The sequence below is a fragment of the Microbacterium aurugineum genome (genome assembly GCF_023101205.1).
In the GTDB taxonomy this organism is placed as follows: Bacteria; Actinomycetota; Actinomycetes; order Actinomycetales; family Microbacteriaceae; genus Microbacterium; species Microbacterium aurugineum.
In genome coordinates this window covers 2,046,462-2,067,288 of the sequence record NZ_CP078078.1, presented here as the reverse complement: position 1 = coordinate 2,067,288, position 20,827 = coordinate 2,046,462, and the positions used below count along the sequence as shown (strand labels likewise).

Below are 20,827 nucleotides of genomic sequence, written 5' to 3'. Positions count from 1 at the left end.
GTGAGCTCTCGGACGAGAGAATCAGCCCATGCTCATCGTCGGTCTCGTCCTCGCCGCAGCTGCCGCTGCGTTCCATGTGTTCATCTTCGCGCTCGAGTCGCTGAGGTGGACCGAACCCGAGACCAGGAAGATCTTCGGCGTCGCCAGCGAGGCGGACGCCGTCACGATGAAGCAGCTCGCCTTCAACCAGGGGTTCTACAACCTCTTCCTGGCGCTGACGACGTTGCTCGGCATCGGTCTCGTGATCGTGGGAACCGAGACGGTCGGTCTGACCCTGGTGTTCGCGGGCACGGCCATGATGCTCGCCGCCGCACTCGTCCTGGTGCTCGCGGACCGCACGAAGGCTCGCGCCGCGACGATGCAGGGGACGCTACCTCTGCTCGCCGTGATCGTGACTGCGATCGGCGTCTCGATCTCCTGACGCGCGCCCGGGGTCGCCCGGGAACGGGGTGACAGACGCTCTCTCACCCGGCACACTCGTGTCATGGCCGACTGGGTGCTGCACGTGGACATGGATCAGTTCATCGCCGCGGTCGAGGTGCTGCGGCGGCCCGAGCTCGCCGGACGCCCGGTGATCGTGGGCGGACGGGGGGATCCCACCGAGCGAGCCGTCGTGTCGACCGCGTCGTATGAGGCACGTGCCTTCGGCATCGGCTCGGGGATGCCGCTGAAGATCGCGGCACGCAAGGCCCCAGAGGACGCCGTGTTCCTCCCGGTCGATCACCAGGCGTACGAGATCGCCTCCGCGGACGTGATGGCTGCGCTTCGTGCGCTGCCGGAGGTCGTGGTGGAGGTCGTCGGATGGGACGAGTGCTTCCTCGGTGTGAGTACGGACGACCCCGAGAGCGTGGCGCGGGCTGCACAGGAGGCCGTGCGTGAGGCGACGGAGCTGCACTGCTCGGTCGGCATCGGCGACAACAAGGTGCGCGCCAAGATCGCGACGGAGTTCGGCAAACCCCGCGGGGTCTTCCGGCTCACCGAAGCGAACTGGTTCGACGTCATGGGCGACAGATCGACACGTGATCTCTGGGGCGTCGGCTCGAAGGTGCAGAAGCGTCTGGCTGCACATGGCATCTCGACCGTCCGGGAACTCGCGGACGCCGAGGAGGCGATTCTCGTCGAGGAGTTCGGCCCGCGGATGGGGGTCTGGTATCACGGACTCGGATCCGGTCAGGGGCCTGCCGTCGTCGATGACACGCCGTGGGTCGCTCGCAGCCACAGCCGGGAGACGACCTACCAGCAGAACCTCACGACACCGGACCAGATCGAGCGGGCCGTTCGCGAGCTCGCCGTCCAGGCTTTCGATGACTGCACCGCCGAGGGTAGGCCGGTCGTGCGTGTGCATCTGAAGGTTCGTTACGCGCCCTTCGAGACGAAGACGCTCGGTCGGAAGCTGCCGGGTGCGACCGAGGATCGTGAGGAGTTCGTGGCGGCGGCCCTCGCGCTGGCGGCGACCCTCGACGCCGAGCGCGAGGTCCGTCTTCTCGGTGTGCGCGCGGAGATGACGATGCCCGATGCCGCGGACGACACCGGGCGCACGCCGGTCCGCGGAAGGATCTGACTCCTCCTCCGGGCACGGCGGCTCCGATCGAGGATCTCCGGGTCAGTCGCGGATGACTGCGGCGACCGCGCTCACCTCGATGAGAGCCCCGGGGACACCGAGGCCCGCGACGAGGGCCGCGGTGACCAGGGGCGGGGCGCCGTCTCTGGCGAGCCTCGACGCGACGGCGCCGTAGGCCGCGCGGAGATCCGCATCCTGACGGATCAGCACGGTCCAACTGATGACGTCGGCGAGTCCAGCGCCCGCCGACTCGAGGGCGATGCGGGCGTTCTCGACGGCGCGGAGAGACTGCTCCGCGGCATCCGTAGATACGACCGCGCCGGTCGTATCCACACCGTTCTGGCCACCGACGTAGATCGTGGTCGCACCCGGCGGCACGACGGCGACGTGACTGAAGGCGGGGCTGGCGACGAGCCCTTCGGGCTGCATGAGGGTGATCTCCATGGCCACACTCTGCCGCGGGGAACCGACATCACCGGCCCCGCCCTCGGATCGCGGGATCAGAAGCGCAACAGCACCTTGCCGACGCGCCCCGGGGTGTTGCTCGCCTGCACCGCCGCGCGGATGTCTCCCGCGTCGAAGGTTCCCGCCACGGGAAGTGTCAGGCTGCCGTCGCCGACCCGCTGGATCAGCTCACCGAACAGCTCGCCGCGCACGCTCGGGTCGAGCTGCGGGATCACCTTGCTGCCCCAGAAGCCCTTCACCGTCGCCTGCGTGAAGATCACGTCGGAGGAAGCGATCTCCATGGTCGGAGAGTTCATCGCCCCGAAGGCGACGAGAGTGCCTCCTTCGGCGAGAAGCGAGAGGACGTCTCCCGCGGAGGAACCGCCGACCGAGTCGACGCCGGCGACGATGGGTGCTCCACCGGTGATGTGCGCGACCTGCTCGCGCCAGTCGTCCTGATCGGTGGCGACCACATCGTCGATGCCCTGCGCCCGCAGCTCCTCGACTCCTGCTCCACGGCGGACGAGGCCGAGGACGCGGACGCCTCGTGCGGCTCCGAGCTGCGCGAGCATTCGACCGACGGCGCCGTTCGCCGCGTTCTGCACGATCCACTGGCCCGGCTCCACGTCGAGGAACCGCAGCAGGGCGATCGTGCTGAACGGCATCGAGACGAGCTGCGCGGCGCTCTCGTCCGAGAGCGAATCGGGAACCGCGATCAGGCCGGCCGCGTTCGCGAGGAAGTACTCCGACCAGGCGCCGAATGTGCCGCCGGTGGCGACCCGCTGACCGACGACGAGGTTGTCGACGCCGTCCCCGATCGCGTCGACGACGCCGAGCGCCTCGGTGCCGGACGCCGCGGGGAGCTCGGGCGTGAAGCCGTAGGTGCCGCGGACCGTCCACAGATCGTGGTTGTGGATGGGGGAGAGCACCGTCCGGAGGCGGACCTGGCCCGCGCCCGGTTCCGGGAGCGGGCGGTCTTCGATCCGGAGGACCTGCTCGGGATCACCGAACGTCTGGTGGATGAGTGCGCGCATGGGGTTCCGTTCCTGTGTGAATGAATTCAACGAGGGTCGTCCGTGTCGACGGACGTGGCGAGGCCGGCGGTCACCCGCTGGAGTCGGTCGGTGATGTCCCGCAGCTCGGTGATGAGCGCGCGGCGGTGATCGTCGTCGCGGAGACCGGCGGCTTCGGCGACGGCGGCATGAATGGGCGCCACCTCCGCACGAAGCTCGTTCCCTCTCGCGGTGAGCTGCACCGTCACGACACGCTCATCGGTCCGGCTGCGGGATCGCTCCACGAGACCGGCCTGTTCGAGGCGTCGCACGAGTGGCGAGAGCGTGCCCGAGTCGAGGCGCATCACCTCGCCGAGCGATCCGATGGTCTGCTCGCCGTCGAGCCACAGCGCCGCGAGCACGAGGTACTGCGGGTAGGTGAGTCCCCAGGGCGCGAGCAGTGCCCGATACGCCTGAGTGGTGGCGCGGGCAGCGGAGTACAGCGAGAAGCACACCATTTCATCGGTCATGGCCATAAGGTAATGCTTGCACACAAGTCAGTTGTGCACAACTTAATCTCTCGGACCGCCTCGTGAGCCGTACGCCACCCCACCCGCGGCGGGTGAGGATCCTCGCGTCGACCACGGTCGGTCGCAGTACGCTCGGGCCATCGGACCGCCGGAAGCAGGTGAGCGCAGTGAGAAGACCGTCGTGGTTCTTCAGCACGCTCGACGGCTACCGGCACCGCTGGATCGCGCGCGACGTCATCGCTGGACTGTCGGCGGGGGCTGTCGTGATCCCGCAAGCGATGGCCTACGCGACGATCGCCGATCTCCCGGTCCAAGTGGGTCTGTACACGTGCATCCTGCCGATGCTCGTCTATGCGTTCCTCGGCGGCAGCCGGGCGATGAGCGTCTCGACGACGTCGACGATCGCGACTCTCACCGCGACGACTCTCGTCACCGCGGGCGTGGCCGCCGGCGCCGATGACGCGATCGGCGCCCTCATGACGCTGACGCTTCTTGTCGGAGTGACCCTTCTCCTCGCTCGGTTGTGTCGACTCGGGTCGCTCGTGGAGAACATCAGCGGCGCCACGGTGCTGGGGCTCAAGATCGGCGTCGGCGCAACGGTCGCCGTCGGGCAACTGCCCACGCTGCTGGGCCAGAGCGAGGACTTCTCCGGACATGGCTTCTTCCGGTCGCTCGCGGCTGTCGGGCACGCTCTCGACAGCGTGAACTGGCCGACACTGGCCCTGTCGGTCGGCTCGATCGCCGCGCTGCTCGTCCTGAAGCTCGTCGCCCCGAAGATCCCCGGAACACTCGTCGTCGTGGTCGGCGGCATCCTCCTCGTCGGGCTCGGGGGCATCGATGAGCTCGGCGTCCGCCTGATCGCGCCCGTCCCGAGCGGGCTCCCCGTTCCCGGCATCCCCGACCTCGCACGGATCCCCGTGTTGCTCCCGGGTGCGCTCGCCATCGCGGTCATGGCCTTCCTCGAGTCCGCAGCGGTGGCTCGGAGTCTCCGCGCGGCGACCGATCGTCAGGTCGACAGCGACCAGGAGCTTCTCGCGACCGGGGCGGCGAACACGGTCGGCGCGTTCTTCGGCACCATGCCGGCGGCGGGCGGGTTCTCGCAGAGCGCCGTCAATCGGAGTGCGGGCGCCACGTCGCAGCTGGCGACGGTGGTGACGGTCGTGCTCGCCCTCCTCGTGTCGTTGTTCCTCGGCCCCGTGCTGAGTCTGTTGCCGGAGGCGACCCTGGCGGCGATGGTCTTCGTGGCGGTCGCAGGTCTCATCGACATCCCCGAGCTGCTGCGGTGGGCACGGATCAGTCGGGTGGACTTCTGGGTCGCCCTGTCCGTCGCTGTCCTCGGGCTCACGGCAGGGCTCCTCCCGGCCGTCGCGGTCGGAGTCGTCGTCACCCTGATCCTCGTGCTGCGCGAGTTGAACGTGCCGAAGGTGCGCGTGGTGGGCAGGAACGACGGGGTGCTCGGCGTCGACCTCGAACGGGGGCTCTACACCGCCAACGCGCTGGTCAACGAGCGCCGAGTGCTCGAGCTCGTCGATCGCGAGAGCGAGCCCATCCGCGCGCTCGTGCTCGGGCTGCGACAGCAGGAAGTCATGACGATCACGGTGCTCGACGCCCTCGAAGACCTTGATCGCGAGCTGGCGCAGCGCGGTGTCTCCCTGCACCTGGCTGCGCTTCCGGAACCGGCGACGGCGGTCGCGGAGCACACCCCCTGGTTCCTGCGGCTCTCCGCCGCTGGGAGGGTGCATGTCTCCGTACGAGACGGGATCGCGTCGATCGCCGCGACGCATACGGATGCCGCGCTCGACGCCGTGCCTCCTGCCGAACCCGACGAACCACGCTGACCGTCGGTCTCACGTTCGCCTGGTGCGGGACATCGGTCAGAAACTGCCGATGCCCTTTCCGACCATCGACATCCCGATCACCAGGAGGAGCACCGCCATGATGACCGCGTTCTCGGTGGCGAGCCAGCCGCGCAGGGCGTTCAGAGGCGCTCGAAGCCGGTCTGCCGCGATGAGGTAGCCGATCACCGGGACGAGCACCGTCGAGGCCGCGATGAGCGTGTAGACGACCACCACGAGGACCGTCGAGCCGACGGGAAGAGCCGCAGCGCCGATGTCGGTGCCGGAGCCGGCCGCCATGATGAGATTCTTCGGATTGACCGCAGAAAGCAGGAAGCCGAGTCCGAAGGCGACCGGGAAGGTGATCGTGTCGATCGCCTTCATCCACTTCGGCAGGGCCGCCTCTTCGCCCGCTTTCGGACGTTTGCGCCACTGTCCGAACGCGAGCACGAAGAGGAGCACCCCGAGCAGGAGCTGCACGACGCCGCGGATCGGACGGGAAGCGTCCGGGTCCTCCTCCGGGAGGATGGCGAACAGCAGCGTGAAGACCGTCACCGCCACGACGATGCCGATCACCCACCCGAGCAGGAAGCCCACACTCGTGACGCGGGCCTTCGGCGAGAGCAGCATGAGGATCGCCGCGATGATCGGGATCGGGCTGATCGCCACGCCGAGGGCGAGCGGGAGGATCTCTCCGATGACGGTGCCCATCAGTGACCTGCTTTCCTTGAGGACGTGGGCTCCGCCGACGGCGGGGCCAGGTGGCTGATCGCGGCGCGGTTGGTCGAGAAGACCTCTTCCGTGTCGAGCAACCCGAGGCTGGTGAGACGGTGCAGCGTCTTGGGGCGGACTCGGCTGTACGCGAGCGAGATGGATTGCGACGCGAGCCATTCCTTGAGCGCGGTGAAGGACTCCGCTCCGGTGACGTCCACATCGGTCACGGCCTCCATGTCGACGACGAGGTGGTGGACCGAGTCCGTTCCGGCCGAGCGGATCGCCTCCTTCACCGCGGTGGAGAAGACGGCGCCGTTCGCGAAGAACAGGGGGGCCGCGAGACGGATCACGATCACTCCCGGGGCGGTGACGTTCCCCGCGGGGGCGTCTTCGAGCAGGGACTCGCCGGGGTCGCCGCTGGATTCCAGGACATCGATCGCCGGATGCGAGGCGCGCTTGGCGAGGTTGATGAGCGCGAGCACGAAGGCGACCAGGATGCCCGCGATCGAACCGACGAAGAGCGTGGTGAGGAAGCAGGTCGCCCCGATGAGGAACTCGAACCGATCCTTGCGCCACAGATCGATGAAGTCGCGCACGCCGAGAAGCGGGATGATGGCCACGCCCACGATCGCGCCGATCGCGGGGGAGGGGATGTCTGCCAACAGCGCCGTGCCGAACAGGAGGAGCAGCAGGGTTCCCGCCGCGAGGATCAGAGCGGGGAACTGTGTGCGGGATCCGGCCTGATCCATCGCCGCGGTGCGGGAGGTCGAGGAGCCCACCGCGAAGCTGCCCTGCGCCCCCGCGGCGATGTTGGAGATGCCGAACGCGAACAGGTCACGGTTCGCGCGGAACGGATAGCCGTGTTTCTCGGAATAGGAGCGGGAGACGAGCAGACCCTCCGCCGTCGTCACCAGCGTGAGCGCGATCGCGGAGGGCACCAGCGCGAGCCACAGCGACCAGTCGATCAGGGGCCAGGTCAGCACCGGCGGCCCCGCGGGAACCTCACCGAGCACATCCACCCCTCGCTGATCGAGGCCGGTCAGGACGACCATGAGCGTGGTCACGACCAGCACGATCAGCGCCCACGGGACCGCGCGCAGGAAGCGGCGCCCCAGCAGCAGGACGGCCACCGAGCAGACGGAGATCAGGACGGCCCAGCCGTTGAGGGTCGTGAAGCCTCCCACGAGATCGGCGATCTTGCCGGTGAACTCCTTCCCGGAGTCGATCTTGACGCCCAGCATCTTCGCCACCTGGCTCACCATGATGTCGAGCGCGAGGCCGCCCACGAAGCCGACGAGGATCGGCTTCGACAGGAAGTTCGCCAGGAAGCCGAGCTTGAACACGGCCAGAAGCACGAACATCACCCCGCAGATGATCGCCTGCGCGAGCGCCAGGGTGGCGTAGTCGGCGCTGCCCGCGGCGGCCAGACCACCGATCGACGAGGCGACGAGCGCGGCGGCCGCGGCATCCGGAGACGCGACGAGCTGGCGTGAGGAGACGACCAGGGCATACACGATCGTCGGCACCACGAGGGCGTAGAGCCCCGCGGTCGGCGGGAGACCGGCGATCTGCGCGTAGCCGATGTTCAGAGGGATGGCGATCGCGAGCAGTGTCACACCCGCGGTCAGCTCGGTCACGAAGTTCCGCCCGGTGAGCCCCGCGAGTGGTCGTTGCACGTCGCCTCCCTCAGTCGCACCCGGTCGGGCGCGTTCGCGTCCACCATTCCAGTCCGGGAAGACGGCGGCCACCAGGGCCTAACCTCCCCCGGGTGATACTCCGCCGGAGCGGATCGGGGCGCGGGAGGTCAGACGCTGCGTCGAATCCGTCGCCGCAGACGGCCTCGGGGCTGGGGGTCCGGCTCCGGGTCCGGAATCGTGGGCACGGCCGTGCGATCCCCGGACAGCCAGCGCACCCAGGTGGTCCCCGGATCGCCTTCGAGCACGAGTGCGCGTGCCAGCAGGGTGAGCGGGATCGAGAGGATCGCGCCGAGGGGCCCGATGATGAACGTCCAGAAGATCACCGAGAAGAAGCTGAGCGTGAGGCTGAGGTCGACCGCGTCGCTGACGAACTTCGGCTGCACGAGAACCTGGAGCACCACGTTCACGACGCAGTACACGACGACCACACCGAGGAGGAGCGGCCAGCCGCCGACCGCGTACGCGAGGATCGCCGGGGGGACGAGTCCGAGGACGAATCCGATGTTCGGGATGAAGTTCGTCACGAACGCGAGGATCGCCCAGACGACGGGTGCGGGAACGCCCATCCACCACAGCGCCAGGCCATCGATGATCGCGACGATGGCGCCGAAGGTGGCGTTGACGATGTAGTAGCGACGGATTCCGGAACTGAGGTGGGTGATGCGCGCGATCACCGCACCCTTCGAAGCGCCGAAGAGTTCGGGCGCCTGCCGGTATCGTGCCGCGTCGGCCGCCATGAAGATGATGTAGGCGCAGACGAAGAACAGCGCGGTCGCGACGCTGAGCACGGTGCCGCCGATGCTGCGCACGAGGCCCAGCAGAGTGGTGGGATCCAGCACGGAGGCTGCCGCATCCGAGGCCTGCTCGTCCAGGCCCAGGGCCTGCAGCCAGGCGATGAACTCGTCGGCGGTGTTCGCCAGGCCTCCCTCCGAGACGAGATCGCCGACGAGCCGTGCGAACTGTGTACCGGCGAGCCAGAGCAGGGCGCCCATCGCCAGGAGGATCAGGTAGGCGACGACGATGACGGCGGTCGTGCTCGCCCACCGTGGCCATTCGCGGCGGTCGAGCGGGCGACGGAGGGGTTCGCAGATGATCACGATCACGATCGCGAGAGCCAGCGGTCCGAAGATGTCGCGCACGAAGTACACGCCCGCCAGCGTGACCACGCTCGCCGCGAGTACCAGGAGCACTCGAAGACTGGGGGAGAGCATCCGATCGCCGGAGCCCCCGGGCGGTGATGAGGTGGTCACGCGGCCAGCGTAGCCGTCGCTCGCGGGTGATCGCGCTCGCCTCGCGGATGGCACCGCGGACGGATGCCGGCGCTCAGTACGGCTCGGGCGGGACGAGGGGCGGCGTGCTCTGCTCCGGCGCCACCACGCTGCGCAGGCCGGCCGCTTCCAGTGCCTCGGCGACTGCGCGCACGGTGTCGGAGACGACGGTGGCGCCGTGCAGGGGGTGATGCCAGACCTGGAGTTCCAGCATCCATCGGGTCGGGGAGACTGAGCTGATGCGCACACCCGGGCGCTCGCGCGTGTGCACACCGTCGACGGTGGCCGCCGCGTCGGTGATGATCCCGATCACCTCGTCCAGGTCGAGGTCGTCGGACCGCGCGATCCTGACTTCCAGCGCGCTTCGACGCGCCCCGTGTCGGGAGTTGTTCACGAGCACGCCGGTGAGCAGCGCGGCATTGGGCACGTGCACCGTGCGCCCGTCCACCGTGGTGAGGATCACCGCGCGTCCGTTGAGCTCCTGCACCTTGCCGCGGATCTCCCCGTCCGGGCCGTCGATCGCGATCTCCTCGCCGATCTTCACCGACTGGCGGGACTGGATCAGGACGCCCGCCGCGAAGTTGTCCGCGACACCTCGCAGCACCAGGATCAGGACGACGACCGCGATGGCCGTCATCGCCAGCAGCGGCTGCACATTCGCGCCGAGGAAGGCCAGGCCGACCCCGATGCCGACCAGGAGCAGTGCGTACTGGGTGAATCGCGCGGCGAGCTGCGCCACGGAGTCCGAGATGCCGGGTGTCCGGGTCGTGAGCTTCAGAACGCCTTTGCGCGCGAACCGCGACAGCAGCCACCCGACGAGCACCGACAGCACCGCCAGCCCGATCTGCAGGGCGGAGAGGCCGTCGGGGAACAGGTCCTCCAGAGTCACGATCGCGGCTCCTTCGGGCTCGTCCGGGTCATCCGCCTCATGCGACAAGGATGCGCCGACCCGGTCGCAGCGCGTGCGCCGCGGTCACCCCGCGCGGGTGAGCCCGGCGGTGCGGTGGCGTGTGACCGCCGGGACACTGGGCCCATGTCCACGACTCCGCCGACGCCGGATCTGCTGACGGCCGCACGCTCGCGCGGAGCGACGAGAGAGCGTGCGCGGGAGGCCATCGGGCTCCAGATCTCGATCTTCGCCTTCATCCTCGCGGCACTCGTCGCCCTCCCCGTCTTCGGTCTGCGCTCAGCGCCGATCTCCGGCCCCGACTCGCTCGGCCAGTTCGTCGCACTGATGTCGGCAGTCACGGCGATCGTCGTCTTCGTGCTGGGGCGGATCATTGCCGCCGATCCCGCGCGGGAGAAGCGGCTCGGCGTGCTCGACATCATCGACATCGCGGCTTTCGCGTTCGCCCATGCCATGATCGCGCTGCTCGGATGGACGCTCGCGGCGACGATCATGGAGCAGGGGCTCCTCGGAGCCGTGGTGTATCCGATACCCGTGCTGATGCTGGCCGGAGCCGCCGCGGCGCTCACCGCGTACGTGACCTACTACTCCGCGACCCACCTCGATCTGCAGCTGTTGGCGACGGTGCTCGCCGTGTTCCTCGTGCTCGGAGTCCTCGCGAGCATGCTCACCGCGAGCGATCCGCAGTGGTGGAAGGAGAATCTGAGTGCCCTCGGTATGACCGACGATCTTTCGGCGCGCGCCTTCAATCTGACGTTGATCGTCGCCGGCATCCTCGTGACGACGCTGGCCCGCTACGCCACGCGGGGCATCCCAACCACGCATCCACGCGGAGTGGTCGCCGTGCGGACGTGCCTCGTCATCGTGGGAATCTTTCTCGGCCTCGTCGGCGTGTTCCCCGTCGATCAGCACTTCGCGCTGCACACGGGCGTGGCCTCGGGCATGGTCGTCGCGTACGCCGTGCTCGTGGTCGCCATCCGGCGATGGATCCCCGGTGTCTCCCGCACGTTCGTCATCCTCGGCTACGTGTTCATCCTGCTGATCCTGCTGCTCTCGGTGTTCTTCGCCGTCGGCTATTACACGCTCACCGCGGTCGAGCTGGTGGCGGGGACGGTCGTCTTCAGCTGGATCATCCTCTTCATCCGCACGGCCGATGCGCTCAAGCGCGACGCGGAGCGAGAGGCTTCGGACGGCGGAACTCGACGAAAGTCACCTTGAAGGGCTAACCGATACGCCAGTACCTTGGTGCCATGTCGCCCCCCGTACGCTCGACGACGCCGGGACCGACGGTGCGATTCCGACCGCCGGCACCGCAACCAGGCGCCATCCGTCGCGAACGCGTGAGCGACGCGCTTGAGGCGGCAGCGGCGGCGGACTCGCTGGTCGTGGTCAGTGCCCCCAGCGGATTCGGCAAGACCACCGCCGTCGCTGACTGGGCTTCCGGGCTCGAGCAGGTCGCCTGGTTGGGCCTCAGCTCGTTCGACTGCGATCCGTCGCGGCTGACGCAGGGAGTCGTGCACGCCCTGCTGGTCGGGGCCGAGAGAGTAGGGCGGTCGCTGGCCATCTCTCGGGACCTGGACGACCCGAGTCACGCCTACCAGGAGATCTGCAGCGCCTTCGAGGGCGTCGATGACCGCGTGCACCTGATCATCGACGACGCGCAGCGCGCCGGGGAGGACTGGCGTCGGGGTCTCCTCGGCATGCTCGCGGAGCAGGGTCCGGACAACCTGCGGATCGTCCTCGTCGGCACGACGCTGCTCGAGGTCACGCTCTCCCGGCATCGGATCACGCATCCGGACGCCTTCGTGGGCGCGGAGACCCTCAGCTTCACGGCGCCGGAGGTGGAGCGTCTGCAGGCGTCGGCGGCGAACGGTCTCGCCGCCGACACGATCTTCGAGGAGACCAGGGGCTGGCCGATCGCCGTCCGCCTGATGATGATCGGTGGGGCTCGACCGGACTCCGTGGCGCAGAGCGCTTCGGGCTTTCTCGGCGCCTACGTCCGCGAACATGTGCTCGGCGCATTGCCCCCGAACGTGGCCGACTTCGTGCTCGACGCGAGTGTCTGCGGCGAGCTCACCCCGGGGCTGGCCGCTGCGGTCACGGAGCGTCCCGACGCGGCCGAACTCCTCGAGACGTGCGTACGGCTCGGTCTCTTCCTCGACCGGTTCGACGGTTCGCACGGGGTCGTGTACCGCTGGCACGCCTCGTTCGCACGACAGTGCGCGGAGATCGTGCGGCTCGATGCCGTACGCGCCGCCGCCTGCCATCGTCGTGCGGCGAGCGCGCTCGAGGGGACTGATCCCATCGCGTCGATCGCGCATTCGCTCCGCGCAGGGGAGTCCGTGACCGCGAGAGACACGTTGCTGCGCCATTGGCTCGGTCTCGTCGTGGGGACGAGTGCCGCCGAGGTCGAGCGCACGGCGGTGGAGATGCTGCATCGAACCCCCGACGACGCGCAGGTCCTCCTCGTCCGCGCCTGCGCGAGTGACGTGTTGGGCGACCATCGTGTGGCGCGCGAGCTGTTCCGCCGCGCCGAGGCGACGGTGGCCCGGACGTGCGAGGGAGCGGAACCCCCGGTCCTGCTCATCGCCCGGCTGTTCATCGCGGATGAACGCACCGAGGTCGCTGAGGCGAGCGCCAGAGTGCGCCGGATGCTCCTCGAGGGGGATTCGACCGAACTCGGGGATCGCGCGGCGCTCAACTATCTCCTCGGCTGGACCGAGATTCGTCATCGCGGCAACCCGATGATTCCGTTGGAGTACTTCTCGGTCGCCGCCAGGGAGGCGCAGACCTCCGGGGACCGCGAACTGGCGAAGCGCTCGCTCGGGCATCTCGCCTTCGGTCAGACGTGGGCCGGCCGTCTCACCGACGCACGGGTGTCCCTCGCCGCCGCGTACGACGTCGAGGACGCCACCCTTCCCTGGAGCACGTACGCCGGAGGGAGCGCAGCGACGGCCTCGGGCTATGTCGCGTACTGGTCGGGCGAGTTCGCCGAGGCGATCCGGGAGTTCGGCACGGTGATCGCCAACGGGGGTTCCGACCGATCCTTCACGAGCGTCGCGCGCATGATGACCGCCTACGCGGCGGCGGAGACGGGCGACGTCGCTGCGTGCCGTCGCGCGGCGATCGGCATCCAGGACATTCCCCTCGAGGTGATCCACGGCATCTCCTGGCCGGCATTCCGGGAGTCGTCGGTCGCTCTGCTCGAGGAGACGGTCGGGCGTCAGGATCGGGCGATGCGGATCGCCAGGAAGTACATCCAGTGCCCGGATCTCCCCGTCGTCAACGTCGCGCTCGCGGGGGTCCTGCGTCGGGCCGGCGAATACTCCGCGGCGCTGGAGATGCTGCGCTCGCTCCGTCAGTTCAGCGAGATCTCCTACGTGAAGTCGGCGACACTGATCACGGCTGCAGTGCTGCGCCGGCAGGGTGGTCATCACGACGAGGCGCACGATCTGTGCGAGGCGGCGGTCGCCGTCGCTTCCGGCGAGAACATCCGGCTTCCCTTCGGGCCTCGCGAGACGGCGGTGCGCAAGCTGCTGGGCGAACACGTCCACTTCGGCACGCAGTTCGAGGATTTCATCGGACGCTGCCTCGCGAACGATGCCGCCGGTTCGCTGGTGGAGACGCTCTCGGAGCGGGAGCGGGATGTCTTCCAACAGCTGCAGACCGCGCGGACGCTGCACGAGATCGCTCGAGAGCTGGCGGTGTCGATCAACACGGTAAAGACGCACCAGAGGGCGATCTATCGCAAGCTCGGGGTGTCCTCGCGGCGTGAGGCCGTGCGCACCACGGTCTGAGCCCCCCGCACCCGGCGACGCGGGACGCTCAGTGGTGCTGCAGGGCCGTGGCGAGAACCGTGTTCGCGATCGAGGCCGGAATCGGTTGCATCGCCAGGATGCTGTCCCCTCGTCGATCGACGTCGCGGGAGAAGCGCTCGCTCCACGTCGGCTCGATGAGCATCAGCGCCGCGACGGTGCCGACGGGAAGGCGCGAGGCGAAGTGCCGCGCATCGTCGTCGCCGATCAGGCCGGGGGTGTCGAGTCCGAGGCCGGCGAGCGCGAACTCGTCGGTGTCGATCTCGATCAGCCGCCAATCGTCTCCATGCAGTCGATGGAGGATGAGGAAGTCCAGAAGGCGGATGGCTCCGCTCTCCACCTGTCGAAGCAGAGCCTCCAGGATGTTCGGGCTGAGGCGGCCGTCCTCGAGGCGCACGACGACGAACTCGACGTCACCGAGCGCCTCCAGGGTCACACCGACCGCCTCAGGCACGATTTCAGCTCAGTGCGCGTGCCTTGATGGCAGCGAACTCGTCGGGGGTGATGGTGCCGGCGGCGAGGAGCTTCGACGCTTTGTCGATCTCATCGCTGGGACTGGAACCGGCGACGCTGCGGATGTAGGAGTCGGCAGCCTGCTGCTGCTCCTTGTACGCCGAAGCGCTGCGTTCGCCCATGCCCCTGCCGCGCGCGATCAGGTAGACGAGGGCCGTCAGGAAGGGGACGAAGATGAGGAAGATGATCCAGACGGCCTTCCACCAGCCGTTCAGGGCGTGGTCCCGGAACAGGTCCGCCACGATGTTGAAGAGCACCATCAGGTAGGAGATGAACACGAAGACCCAGAAGAACCACCAGATGATGTCCCAGAAGCTTGTCCAAATCGACACTTCGGACCCCTTTCGTTGAGTTACTGCGTACCGCGATAGTGACAGCGCGACCGGGAGGGCGGGGAGCTCGCTCACCCCTAGCGGGCGACCCTCGCACGGTCACCAGGAACGGGTGAGGCGGTGGGGCTCCGTCGGAACCTCGCGCGTAACGTGCACCGTGTGGACGAGACGAAGCCGGTGACGCACACGGAGCGGGAGAGCGGTCGACCCCTGTCGCGTCTGCAGCTCATGCTCCCGGCGAAGCCGTTGCTGTCGGGGTTCACCGTCGCCGTGGGGGTCCTGCTCGCGATCGCCCTGGCAGCGACGATCGCCGGCATCTCCACCGTTCTCATCTCGATCTTCTTGGGGATGTTCCTCGCGCTCGGACTGGATCCGGCGGTGCGCGCTCTCGAACGCCGGAGGATGAGCCGTGCGGCCGGTGTCGCGGTGGTCGCCGCCGTGTTCCTGGCCGTCGTCGCCGTGATCCTCCTCGTCCTCGTTCCGATGACGATCCGACAGGTCTCCGCCGCGATCGAGGCGGCACCCGAAACCATCGCGGCGATGCAGCAGAGCGAGTGGTACCTGGCACTGGAGGCGAACCTCGGTGTCGACCTCTCGGCCGTCGTCGCCGAGGGCATCCACTCGCTCACCACGCTGTCCTCCTTTCTCGCGATCTCCGGAGGGGTGCTCAAAGCGGGTTTCGGCGTGATCGGAGCGGTGTCGAGCTTCATCATGGTGGTCGTCCTCACGCTGTACTTCGTGTCTTCGTTGCAGAGCATCAAGGGCGCGGTCGTCTCCCTGGTCCCGCTGTACCGGCGGGCTCGATTCGCCGACGTGCTGGAGGAGATCACGCAGTCGGTCGGGGGAGTGGTCGCCGGCGGCGTGACGCTCTCGATCATCAACGCGCTGGTCGTGCTTGTGATCCAGTTCGCGGTCGGCTCGTCCATCCCCGCGGTGATGGCGATCGTCGCGTTCTTCGTCACGCTGGTCCCGATGATCGGGTCTCTGGTCTTCCTGGTCATCGGCAGCGTCGCGACGCTGTTCGTCAGCCCGCTGGCCGCGCTGATCTTCGCGATCGCGTACCTCGTCTACATCCAGGTGGAGGCGTACGTCGTCACCCCCCGTGTCATGGGCAAGGCGGCCGCGGTGCCCGGGGTGCTCGTGATCATCGGCGCGATGATCGGCGCCACCCTCCTCGGACTGCTCGGCGCGCTCGTGGCGATCCCGCTGACCGCGTCGATCCTGATCATCGTCCGCAAGGTGTGGATCCCGCGCCAGAACAGTCAGACCGAGCCGCCGGACGGCTGAGCGCTCACCCGGTTGGGGTGAGAATGCGGACCTCCGCCTCGACAGCGATGCGAGCATGAGCGCACGGTCCGGTTCGTCACCGTGAGAAAGGACAATCCATGAATGACTTCCGATTCGGCCCCGCCGAGTTCTACCTCGTCGGGTTCGAGGGAGAGCGTCCCGACCCGGCGACGTTCCGAGCACTGACCGACCTCATCGACAGCGGTGTCGTCCGGTTGCTCGACTTCGTCGTGTTGTCGAAGTCGGCGAGCGGTGAGGTCGAGATCGTCGAGCTCGACGACGATGACGGGGATCTCGGGCTGGACGACTTCCAGCCGATCGCCGCAGGCCTCGCCGGTGAGGAAGACGTGGAGGCGCTCGCTGCAGCCCTCGATCCGGGGCAGTCCGCCGCCGTCGTCGTCCTGGAACTCACGTTCGCCCGCGCTCTGGCGCAGAGCCTCGCGGCCGCAGGCGGGCAGGTGCTCCGGAGCGAGCGCGTCCCCGCTCCGGTCGTGAACGCCATGATGGACATCCTCGATCAGGAAGGTTAAGACATGCCAATGAGAAGATTCGGCCGCCCCGGACTGATCGGGCTGGCAGCCAGGACAGCCGTCGTGGCAGGAACGGCGTCGGCTGTGGGCGGTGCCATGTCTCGGAACCAGCAGCAGCGGGCCCAGGGACAGTACGAGCAGCAGCAGTACGAGGCCGCCCAGCAGCAGGCGCAGATCGATGCGGCCGCGCAGAACGCCGCCGCGCAGTACGCCGCTGCACCTGCACCTGCAGCAGCGGCACCCCCGGCGGCAGCGGCACCCGACGACATGGTCGCGAAGCTGCAGCAGCTGGCGGCGCTCAAGGACTCGGGCGTCCTCTCGCAGGAGGAGTTCGTCGCGGCGAAGCAGAAGCTGCTGAGCTGACGATCGGGGCGTGCGTCGGACCCGGCGCACGAAGGGGCGACACGGAGGAGGACGCCGCGTGAGCGAACTGGAGGATCTGCGCGCCCGCGTTCTTCTGCTCGAGCAGGAGAACGAGGCGCTCAAGAAATCGCCGGCGGAGAAGGAGCGCCGACGCCCGGTGGCGAGGAGCATCGTCGCGGGGATCGTGCTCGCCGTCGCCGTGTTGATGGCACCGATCGCGGCGATGGGCACGTGGGCGCGCCTCCAGCTCGTCGATGCCGACAGGTTCGTGGCGACGTTCGCGCCTCTGGCCGAGGATCCCGACGTTCAGGATTTCGTCGCCGACCAGGTCAGTGCCGCCATCCACGAGCAGGTCGACCTCGACGCGGTCGTGGGCGAGGTCTTCGACGGCTTGCGGGAGCTGGACCTTCCCCCTCGCGCGTCCTCCGCCCTCAGTCTCCTGGAGGCGCCGGCTGCCAGCGGGCTCACGTCCCTCGTCGACAACGTGATCCATGACGTGGTCGCCTCCGACCAGTTCGCCGACATCTGGGCGCAGTCGCTGCGTTTCAGTCATGAGCGTGCCGTGGCGATCATGCAGAACAGTCCGGACACCGCGCTTCAGCTCGCAGACGACGGCGTGCTGTCGATCGATCTCGGTCTCGTGGTCGAGCGCGTCAAGGCGGTGCTGACGGAACGCGGCGTCGGATTCGCGGACCTGATCCCGCAGATCGATCGCTCGATCCCCATCGCGCAGGCCGATGCTCTGGTGCTGGTGCGGACGGTCTACCAGATCGCGGTCGCCGCGGGCTTCTGGCTGCCGTGGGTCGTGCTCGGCCTGGTGGTCGGAGGGATCCTGATCGCCCGGAACCGCCCACGTGCGTTGTTCTGGACCAGCGCGGCGCTCGCCGTGGCATTCCTGCTCCTGTCCGCAGGGATGGGGATCGGCCGAGTGTTCTTCATCGGTGCGGTCAGTCCGTCGATCATGACGGCTGCCGCGGCCGAGTCCCTCTTCGATCAGGTGACGTCCTTGCTCAGTTCGACGATCGCTGCGCTGGCCTTGGTCGGCGTCCTGGTAGCGGTGTGGGCCTGGATCGCCGGGTCGAGCCGCAGTGCCGTCGCGCTTCGGGGCGCGTCGGCGAGCGGGTTCGCTGCGGTACGGAACACCTGGGAACGGCGCGGCGTGTCCACGGGACGCTTCGGCCTTGCGATCGACCGATTCCACGGTCCGATCGTCATCGCCGGCATGGCCCTCGCGCTGCTCATCCTCATCATGACGCGACCGGTCTCGTTCAGTTCGGTGGTCGGAGTATCGGTCGGTCTCGTGGTCTTCCTCATCCTGGTCGAGCTCGTGCGCCGTCCCTCCACCGCGACGGACGTTCTCGGGGAAGAGGGCATCGACGAGGAAGCGGCCGCACCGGAAGCGACCGTCTCGACGACCCCCTGAACAACCCCACCGAGCGTTCGGCCCGCAGGCTCAGGATGCCTGCGGGTCGCGCGTCGACGAGGGGAACACGGTCTCCCAGTCGTCCTTCACGCTGACCACGGTGTAGCCCTTGTCTGCAGCGTCTGCGAGCACCTTCTCGGCACCGGCGTCGTAGGGCGTGTCGCCGCGTTCCGGGTCGTCGTGGTGGACCAGGAGCGCGAATCCGGGCCGTGGTCCGCGGCGCGCGAAGTCCATCATCGCGGCGTCGCCGTTGGAGTTGCCGCCGACGAACAGGGGTCGTCGACCGATACGGGTCCAGATCCGGATGGGTTTCTCCGGGCCGTCGTCGAAGAAGGCCAGGGACGGCGAGTAGCGAACGGTCGCGTCCGTGTCGTCCCAGGCGAGGCCGAACGCCGACCCGACGACGCGTTCCGGCGGGATGCCGTAGTTCGCCTGGGTCATCGGGCGCATGAAATCGCGCTCACCTCCCGACACGATGTAGCACGTGAAGCCGTGCAGCTCGAGGTAGCGGAGCAGTTCGACCATCGGCTGATAGACGGTCTCGGCGTAGGGGCGCTTCAGCGTCGGATGCTGCGCGACCTCGTAGAACTCGGCGACCGAGCGGGCGTAGTCCTCGACGCTCATGCCATCGGTGAGGCCGACGAGAGCCTGGATGATGACCTTCAGGTCGGAGTCGTCTCCGCCGTAGTGCTTGTCGATCGCCGTGCCCAGCCAACCGAAGTCGCCGCTCACCGCAGCCAGGTACGGCTGCTTCTCGGCCAGCGCGGGATCGCGTTCCGCGGCGGCGCGCCACTGTTCCACCACGTAGTGCAGTTGCGTGATCATCGGCTTCTCGGACCACAGGGTGCCGTCGTTGTCGAACACGGCGACCCGTTCCTCGACCGGTACCGCCTCCGGGCCGTCGGTGACGGAGGCGACGAACTCCTCGATCTCGCGCCGTGTGCGGGTGTCGCGCCACGACGGCAGGGCGGCGTTCTCGGTCATCTCGGATCCTCACGTCTCGATCGATCGGCGGTTCGACGGCTCCATGCTGGCATCCCACGAAAGCGTGGAGAGGCCGCCGGTCACCCCTCTCGGGTGAGACTCGGCGGTGCAGCGGGCGCGGGCGGCTGCTCGTCCCGTGTCAGCGCGGTGTGATGTCGCCGAGCTTCCAGCTCCGGTCGAAGTACGGTTCGGTGGGGCCGTAGAAGCGGAAGTACGAGAACCAATGCCGCCCGGGAACGGTCTGCACCCAGTTCGTCGGTCCCTCCGCGGGCTCCTCCGGACCGAAGTACAGGTCGACCGACCCGTCGTCGTTGAGCGTGAGGTCGGTGTCCCGGGAACCACGGTCACCACGCTGCTGAGGATTGTCGATCAGACAGCGCGTCGTGACGTCGTACACGGTGGCCGACCAGAAGAGCTTGGCAGGAACATCCGCGGGGACATGCAAGGTGTAGTCACGGCCTCCATCGAGCCACTCGCCCGCGCCGTCGACATAGGAACCGAGGTACGCCTGACCGACCCCCGGCGTGGTGCTCTTCATCGCGTGAGAGAAGGACACGGCCTCGTAGAACCAGGACGCCCGCTCGAACAGCTCGTCGTATCCGTCGCCGCGCTGCGCGGGGTTGTCGAGCACGATGGCCAGTTCCCACGCCCGGTCCGGCCAGTACCTGACCTCGTCGAAGCGCTTCGCGAAGGTGTTCGCCTGAGCCATGAGCTCCCCGGCCGCCGCGCCTTGCTCGAGGATGCGCGTGAGCCGTTCGTCGGGCGCGAACGGCTTTCCCTTCTCGATTCCCAACTGCTTGAGCATGGCGAGGTAGAAGCGGTCCCGCTCGTCGACGACCTCGCTCTGGTAGATCGCGTGGAGGCGCTTCCAGTACTCGAGGCCGCGGGGCTGGTCGCCGGTCCATGCGCGGCCGTCGGGGGATACGATCCGCGTCGGCGCGGGGTTCGCACGGTCGGCGTACGGATAGATGCGCACCGCGTTCACGAGTGCATCGGCTCGCGCCGGATCGGGATCGAGGGTGCGGAACCCGAACATGATGTTCACGCCGGAGGAGTGGAGGACGCGGTATCCCGCATCGAGGTCGTCCGGCTCGGCGACAGCGGGTGCGAGGATGACGTACTTCCCGCCCTCGCTCCGGTCCGGGCCCATCTCGCCCATTGCTCCGACCTCGCGCTGCCAGAAATCGGAGACGCCCCCGGCCGTCGGGCCGGCGGGAAGTTCGATGACGAGGGGCCCTGTCTCTGCGAGGTCGAAGAAGTTGAGGATATAGGGGGTCGTCGCGTTGGCGGTGATCAGCCCGAGACGGTCCCGGTAGCTCAGGTAGCGCACGAGATCGCTGCTCGTCGCGCCGAAGACGTCGTAGTGCTGCGTCTTCCACTGCGCATACGAGACCAGGGGTAGAGCCCAGAGGTAGGTCTGGCATGCCAGCTGGTAGTCCAGCTCGTCGAAGATCAGCGGAAGGGACGAGCGCGCGGGGATGTCGATGTCGATCTCGACGTCGGCGAGGCGTCCGGGGATCGGTGATGTCATGCGATGGTCCTCTCGGCCGTGAGCTGCGTCATCGGCGACGGCGGCTCCCACGATGACGCCAGACTATCCACGTTGTCCCCGCACGCGAGCGTTTTCGTCAG

At 68.3% G+C, this 20,827-nt stretch carries 20 protein-coding genes; 9 read left to right on the top strand and 11 right to left on the bottom strand.

Going from position 1 to position 20,827, the window contains the following annotated elements; genetic code table 11:
* Window positions 1–28 precede the first annotated feature (28 nt).
* Both KV397_RS10050 and KV397_RS10045 read left to right on the top strand, forming a co-directional pair.
* Window positions 29–421, top strand: coding sequence for a DUF1304 domain-containing protein (locus KV397_RS10050; RefSeq protein WP_261811200.1), 393 nt, complete (start codon window positions 29–31; stop codon window positions 419–421).
* A gap of 63 nt (window positions 422–484) precedes the next feature.
* Window positions 485–1,561, top strand: a complete 1,077-nt coding sequence (locus KV397_RS10045; protein WP_194239208.1) for a DNA polymerase IV — start codon at window positions 485–487, stop codon at window positions 1,559–1,561.
* 42 nt (window positions 1,562–1,603) lie between these two features.
* Here KV397_RS10045 and KV397_RS10040 read toward each other — a convergent pair whose 3' ends face one another.
* From KV397_RS10040 to KV397_RS10030, 3 genes are read right to left on the bottom strand one after another with little or no spacing between them, the layout of a single operon-like run.
* Window positions 1,604–2,005, bottom strand: a complete 402-nt coding sequence (locus KV397_RS10040) for a RidA family protein (RefSeq protein ID WP_131492176.1) — start codon at window positions 2,003–2,005, stop codon at window positions 1,604–1,606.
* A gap of 56 nt (window positions 2,006–2,061) precedes the next feature.
* Window positions 2,062–3,039 carry a zinc-binding dehydrogenase gene (locus KV397_RS10035; protein WP_131492175.1) on the bottom strand — a complete coding sequence of 326 codons (978 nt, stop codon included), beginning with the start codon at window positions 3,037–3,039 and terminating at the stop codon, window positions 2,062–2,064.
* Between the two features lie 26 nt (window positions 3,040–3,065).
* Window positions 3,066–3,527, bottom strand: a complete 462-nt coding sequence (locus tag KV397_RS10030) for a MarR family winged helix-turn-helix transcriptional regulator (protein ID WP_372492641.1) — start codon at window positions 3,525–3,527, stop codon at window positions 3,066–3,068.
* A gap of 167 nt (window positions 3,528–3,694) precedes the next feature.
* On the opposite strand from KV397_RS10030, the gene KV397_RS10025 reads away from it, so the two are divergent.
* Window positions 3,695–5,365, top strand: a complete 1,671-nt coding sequence (locus KV397_RS10025; RefSeq protein WP_261811199.1) for a SulP family inorganic anion transporter — start codon at window positions 3,695–3,697, stop codon at window positions 5,363–5,365.
* Window positions 5,366–5,401: 36 nt separating this feature from the next.
* Here KV397_RS10025 and KV397_RS10020 read toward each other — a convergent pair whose 3' ends face one another.
* The 4 genes from KV397_RS10020 to KV397_RS10005 all read right to left on the bottom strand — a co-directional run bounded on the left by KV397_RS10020 (window position 5,402) and on the right by KV397_RS10005 (window position 9,930).
* The gene (locus KV397_RS10020) at window positions 5,402–6,073 is read right to left on the bottom strand and encodes a GAP family protein (protein ID WP_131492173.1); all 672 of its coding nucleotides are present in this window, start codon (window positions 6,071–6,073) and stop codon (window positions 5,402–5,404) included.
* The gene (locus KV397_RS10015; RefSeq protein ID WP_261811198.1) at window positions 6,073–7,752 is read right to left on the bottom strand and encodes a SulP family inorganic anion transporter; all 1,680 of its coding nucleotides are present in this window, start codon (window positions 7,750–7,752) and stop codon (window positions 6,073–6,075) included. Before KV397_RS10015 ends, KV397_RS10020 begins: the two co-directional genes overlap by 1 nt.
* Before the next feature lie 128 nt (window positions 7,753–7,880).
* Window positions 7,881–9,023, bottom strand: coding sequence for an AI-2E family transporter (locus KV397_RS10010; RefSeq protein WP_227991590.1), 1,143 nt, complete (start codon window positions 9,021–9,023; stop codon window positions 7,881–7,883).
* Window positions 9,024–9,096: 73 nt separating this feature from the next.
* Complete coding sequence (locus tag KV397_RS10005) at window positions 9,097–9,930, bottom strand: mechanosensitive ion channel family protein (RefSeq protein WP_165875428.1); 834 nt, start codon at window positions 9,928–9,930, stop codon at window positions 9,097–9,099.
* A 144-nt stretch (window positions 9,931–10,074) separates the two neighbouring features.
* On the opposite strand from KV397_RS10005, the gene KV397_RS10000 reads away from it, so the two are divergent.
* Both KV397_RS10000 and KV397_RS09995 read left to right on the top strand, forming a co-directional pair.
* Window positions 10,075–11,166 carry a DUF998 domain-containing protein gene (locus KV397_RS10000; protein ID WP_165875427.1) on the top strand — a complete coding sequence of 364 codons (1,092 nt, stop codon included), beginning with the start codon at window positions 10,075–10,077 and terminating at the stop codon, window positions 11,164–11,166.
* 122 nt (window positions 11,167–11,288) lie between these two features.
* Window positions 11,289–13,745, top strand: a complete 2,457-nt coding sequence (locus KV397_RS09995) for a LuxR C-terminal-related transcriptional regulator (RefSeq protein WP_261811197.1) — start codon at window positions 11,289–11,291, stop codon at window positions 13,743–13,745.
* Window positions 13,746–13,773: 28 nt separating this feature from the next.
* Here KV397_RS09995 and KV397_RS09990 read toward each other — a convergent pair whose 3' ends face one another.
* Together KV397_RS09990 and KV397_RS09985 are read right to left on the bottom strand one after the other, a co-directional pair.
* A complete protein-coding gene (locus KV397_RS09990; protein ID WP_248569553.1) occupies window positions 13,774–14,217 on the bottom strand; it encodes a DUF6325 family protein in 444 nt (147 codons plus the stop codon).
* Window positions 14,218–14,221: 4 nt separating this feature from the next.
* A complete protein-coding gene (locus KV397_RS09985; protein WP_047520406.1) occupies window positions 14,222–14,608 on the bottom strand; it encodes an SHOCT domain-containing protein in 387 nt (128 codons plus the stop codon).
* A gap of 159 nt (window positions 14,609–14,767) precedes the next feature.
* Here KV397_RS09985 and KV397_RS09980 point away from each other — a divergent pair, with 159 nt between their 5' ends.
* The 4 genes from KV397_RS09980 to KV397_RS09965 all read left to right on the top strand — a co-directional run bounded on the left by KV397_RS09980 (window position 14,768) and on the right by KV397_RS09965 (window position 18,211).
* The gene (locus tag KV397_RS09980; RefSeq protein ID WP_261811196.1) at window positions 14,768–15,895 is read left to right on the top strand and encodes an AI-2E family transporter; all 1,128 of its coding nucleotides are present in this window, start codon (window positions 14,768–14,770) and stop codon (window positions 15,893–15,895) included.
* A 98-nt stretch (window positions 15,896–15,993) separates the two neighbouring features.
* A complete protein-coding gene (locus KV397_RS09975; protein WP_131492168.1) occupies window positions 15,994–16,425 on the top strand; it encodes a DUF6325 family protein in 432 nt (143 codons plus the stop codon).
* 3 nt (window positions 16,426–16,428) lie between these two features.
* Window positions 16,429–16,788 carry an SHOCT domain-containing protein gene (locus tag KV397_RS09970; protein ID WP_232762081.1) on the top strand — a complete coding sequence of 120 codons (360 nt, stop codon included), beginning with the start codon at window positions 16,429–16,431 and terminating at the stop codon, window positions 16,786–16,788.
* Window positions 16,789–16,846: 58 nt separating this feature from the next.
* Window positions 16,847–18,211, top strand: coding sequence for a hypothetical protein (locus tag KV397_RS09965; protein ID WP_261811195.1), 1,365 nt, complete (start codon window positions 16,847–16,849; stop codon window positions 18,209–18,211).
* A 30-nt stretch (window positions 18,212–18,241) separates the two neighbouring features.
* Here KV397_RS09965 and KV397_RS09960 read toward each other — a convergent pair whose 3' ends face one another.
* Both KV397_RS09960 and KV397_RS09955 read right to left on the bottom strand, forming a co-directional pair.
* The gene (locus tag KV397_RS09960) at window positions 18,242–19,195 is read right to left on the bottom strand and encodes an HAD family hydrolase (protein WP_261811194.1); all 954 of its coding nucleotides are present in this window, start codon (window positions 19,193–19,195) and stop codon (window positions 18,242–18,244) included.
* Between the two features lie 139 nt (window positions 19,196–19,334).
* Window positions 19,335–20,726: a DUF1254 domain-containing protein gene (locus tag KV397_RS09955; RefSeq protein ID WP_261811193.1), complete on the bottom strand. Its 1,392-nt coding sequence runs from the start codon at window positions 20,724–20,726 to the stop codon at window positions 19,335–19,337.
* Between the last annotated feature and the right edge of the window lie 101 nt (window positions 20,727–20,827).

Bases quoted from the DNA above. Each gene is read 5' to 3' on its own strand.
- KV397_RS10050 (WP_261811200.1), top strand. From the start codon at position 29: ATGCTCATCGTCGGTCTCGTCCTCGCCGCAGCTGCCGCTGCGTTCCAT.
- KV397_RS10045 (WP_194239208.1), top strand. From the start codon at position 485: ATGGCCGACTGGGTGCTGCACGTGGACATGGATCAGTTCATCGCCGCG.
- KV397_RS10040 (WP_131492176.1), bottom strand. From the start codon at position 2,005: ATGGAGATCACCCTCATGCAGCCCGAAGGGCTCGTCGCCAGCCCCGCC.
- KV397_RS10035 (WP_131492175.1), bottom strand. From the start codon at position 3,039: ATGCGCGCACTCATCCACCAGACGTTCGGTGATCCCGAGCAGGTCCTC.
- KV397_RS10030 (WP_372492641.1), bottom strand. From the start codon at position 3,527: ATGACCGATGAAATGGTGTGCTTCTCGCTGTACTCCGCTGCCCGCGCC.
- KV397_RS10020 (WP_131492173.1), bottom strand. From the start codon at position 6,073: ATGGGCACCGTCATCGGAGAGATCCTCCCGCTCGCCCTCGGCGTGGCG.
- KV397_RS10000 (WP_165875427.1), top strand. From the start codon at position 10,075: ATGTCCACGACTCCGCCGACGCCGGATCTGCTGACGGCCGCACGCTCG.
- KV397_RS09975 (WP_131492168.1), top strand. From the start codon at position 15,994: ATGAATGACTTCCGATTCGGCCCCGCCGAGTTCTACCTCGTCGGGTTC.
- KV397_RS09970 (WP_232762081.1), top strand. From the start codon at position 16,429: ATGCCAATGAGAAGATTCGGCCGCCCCGGACTGATCGGGCTGGCAGCC.
- KV397_RS09960 (WP_261811194.1), bottom strand. From the start codon at position 19,195: ATGACCGAGAACGCCGCCCTGCCGTCGTGGCGCGACACCCGCACACGG.
- KV397_RS09955 (WP_261811193.1), bottom strand. From the start codon at position 20,726: ATGACATCACCGATCCCCGGACGCCTCGCCGACGTCGAGATCGACATC.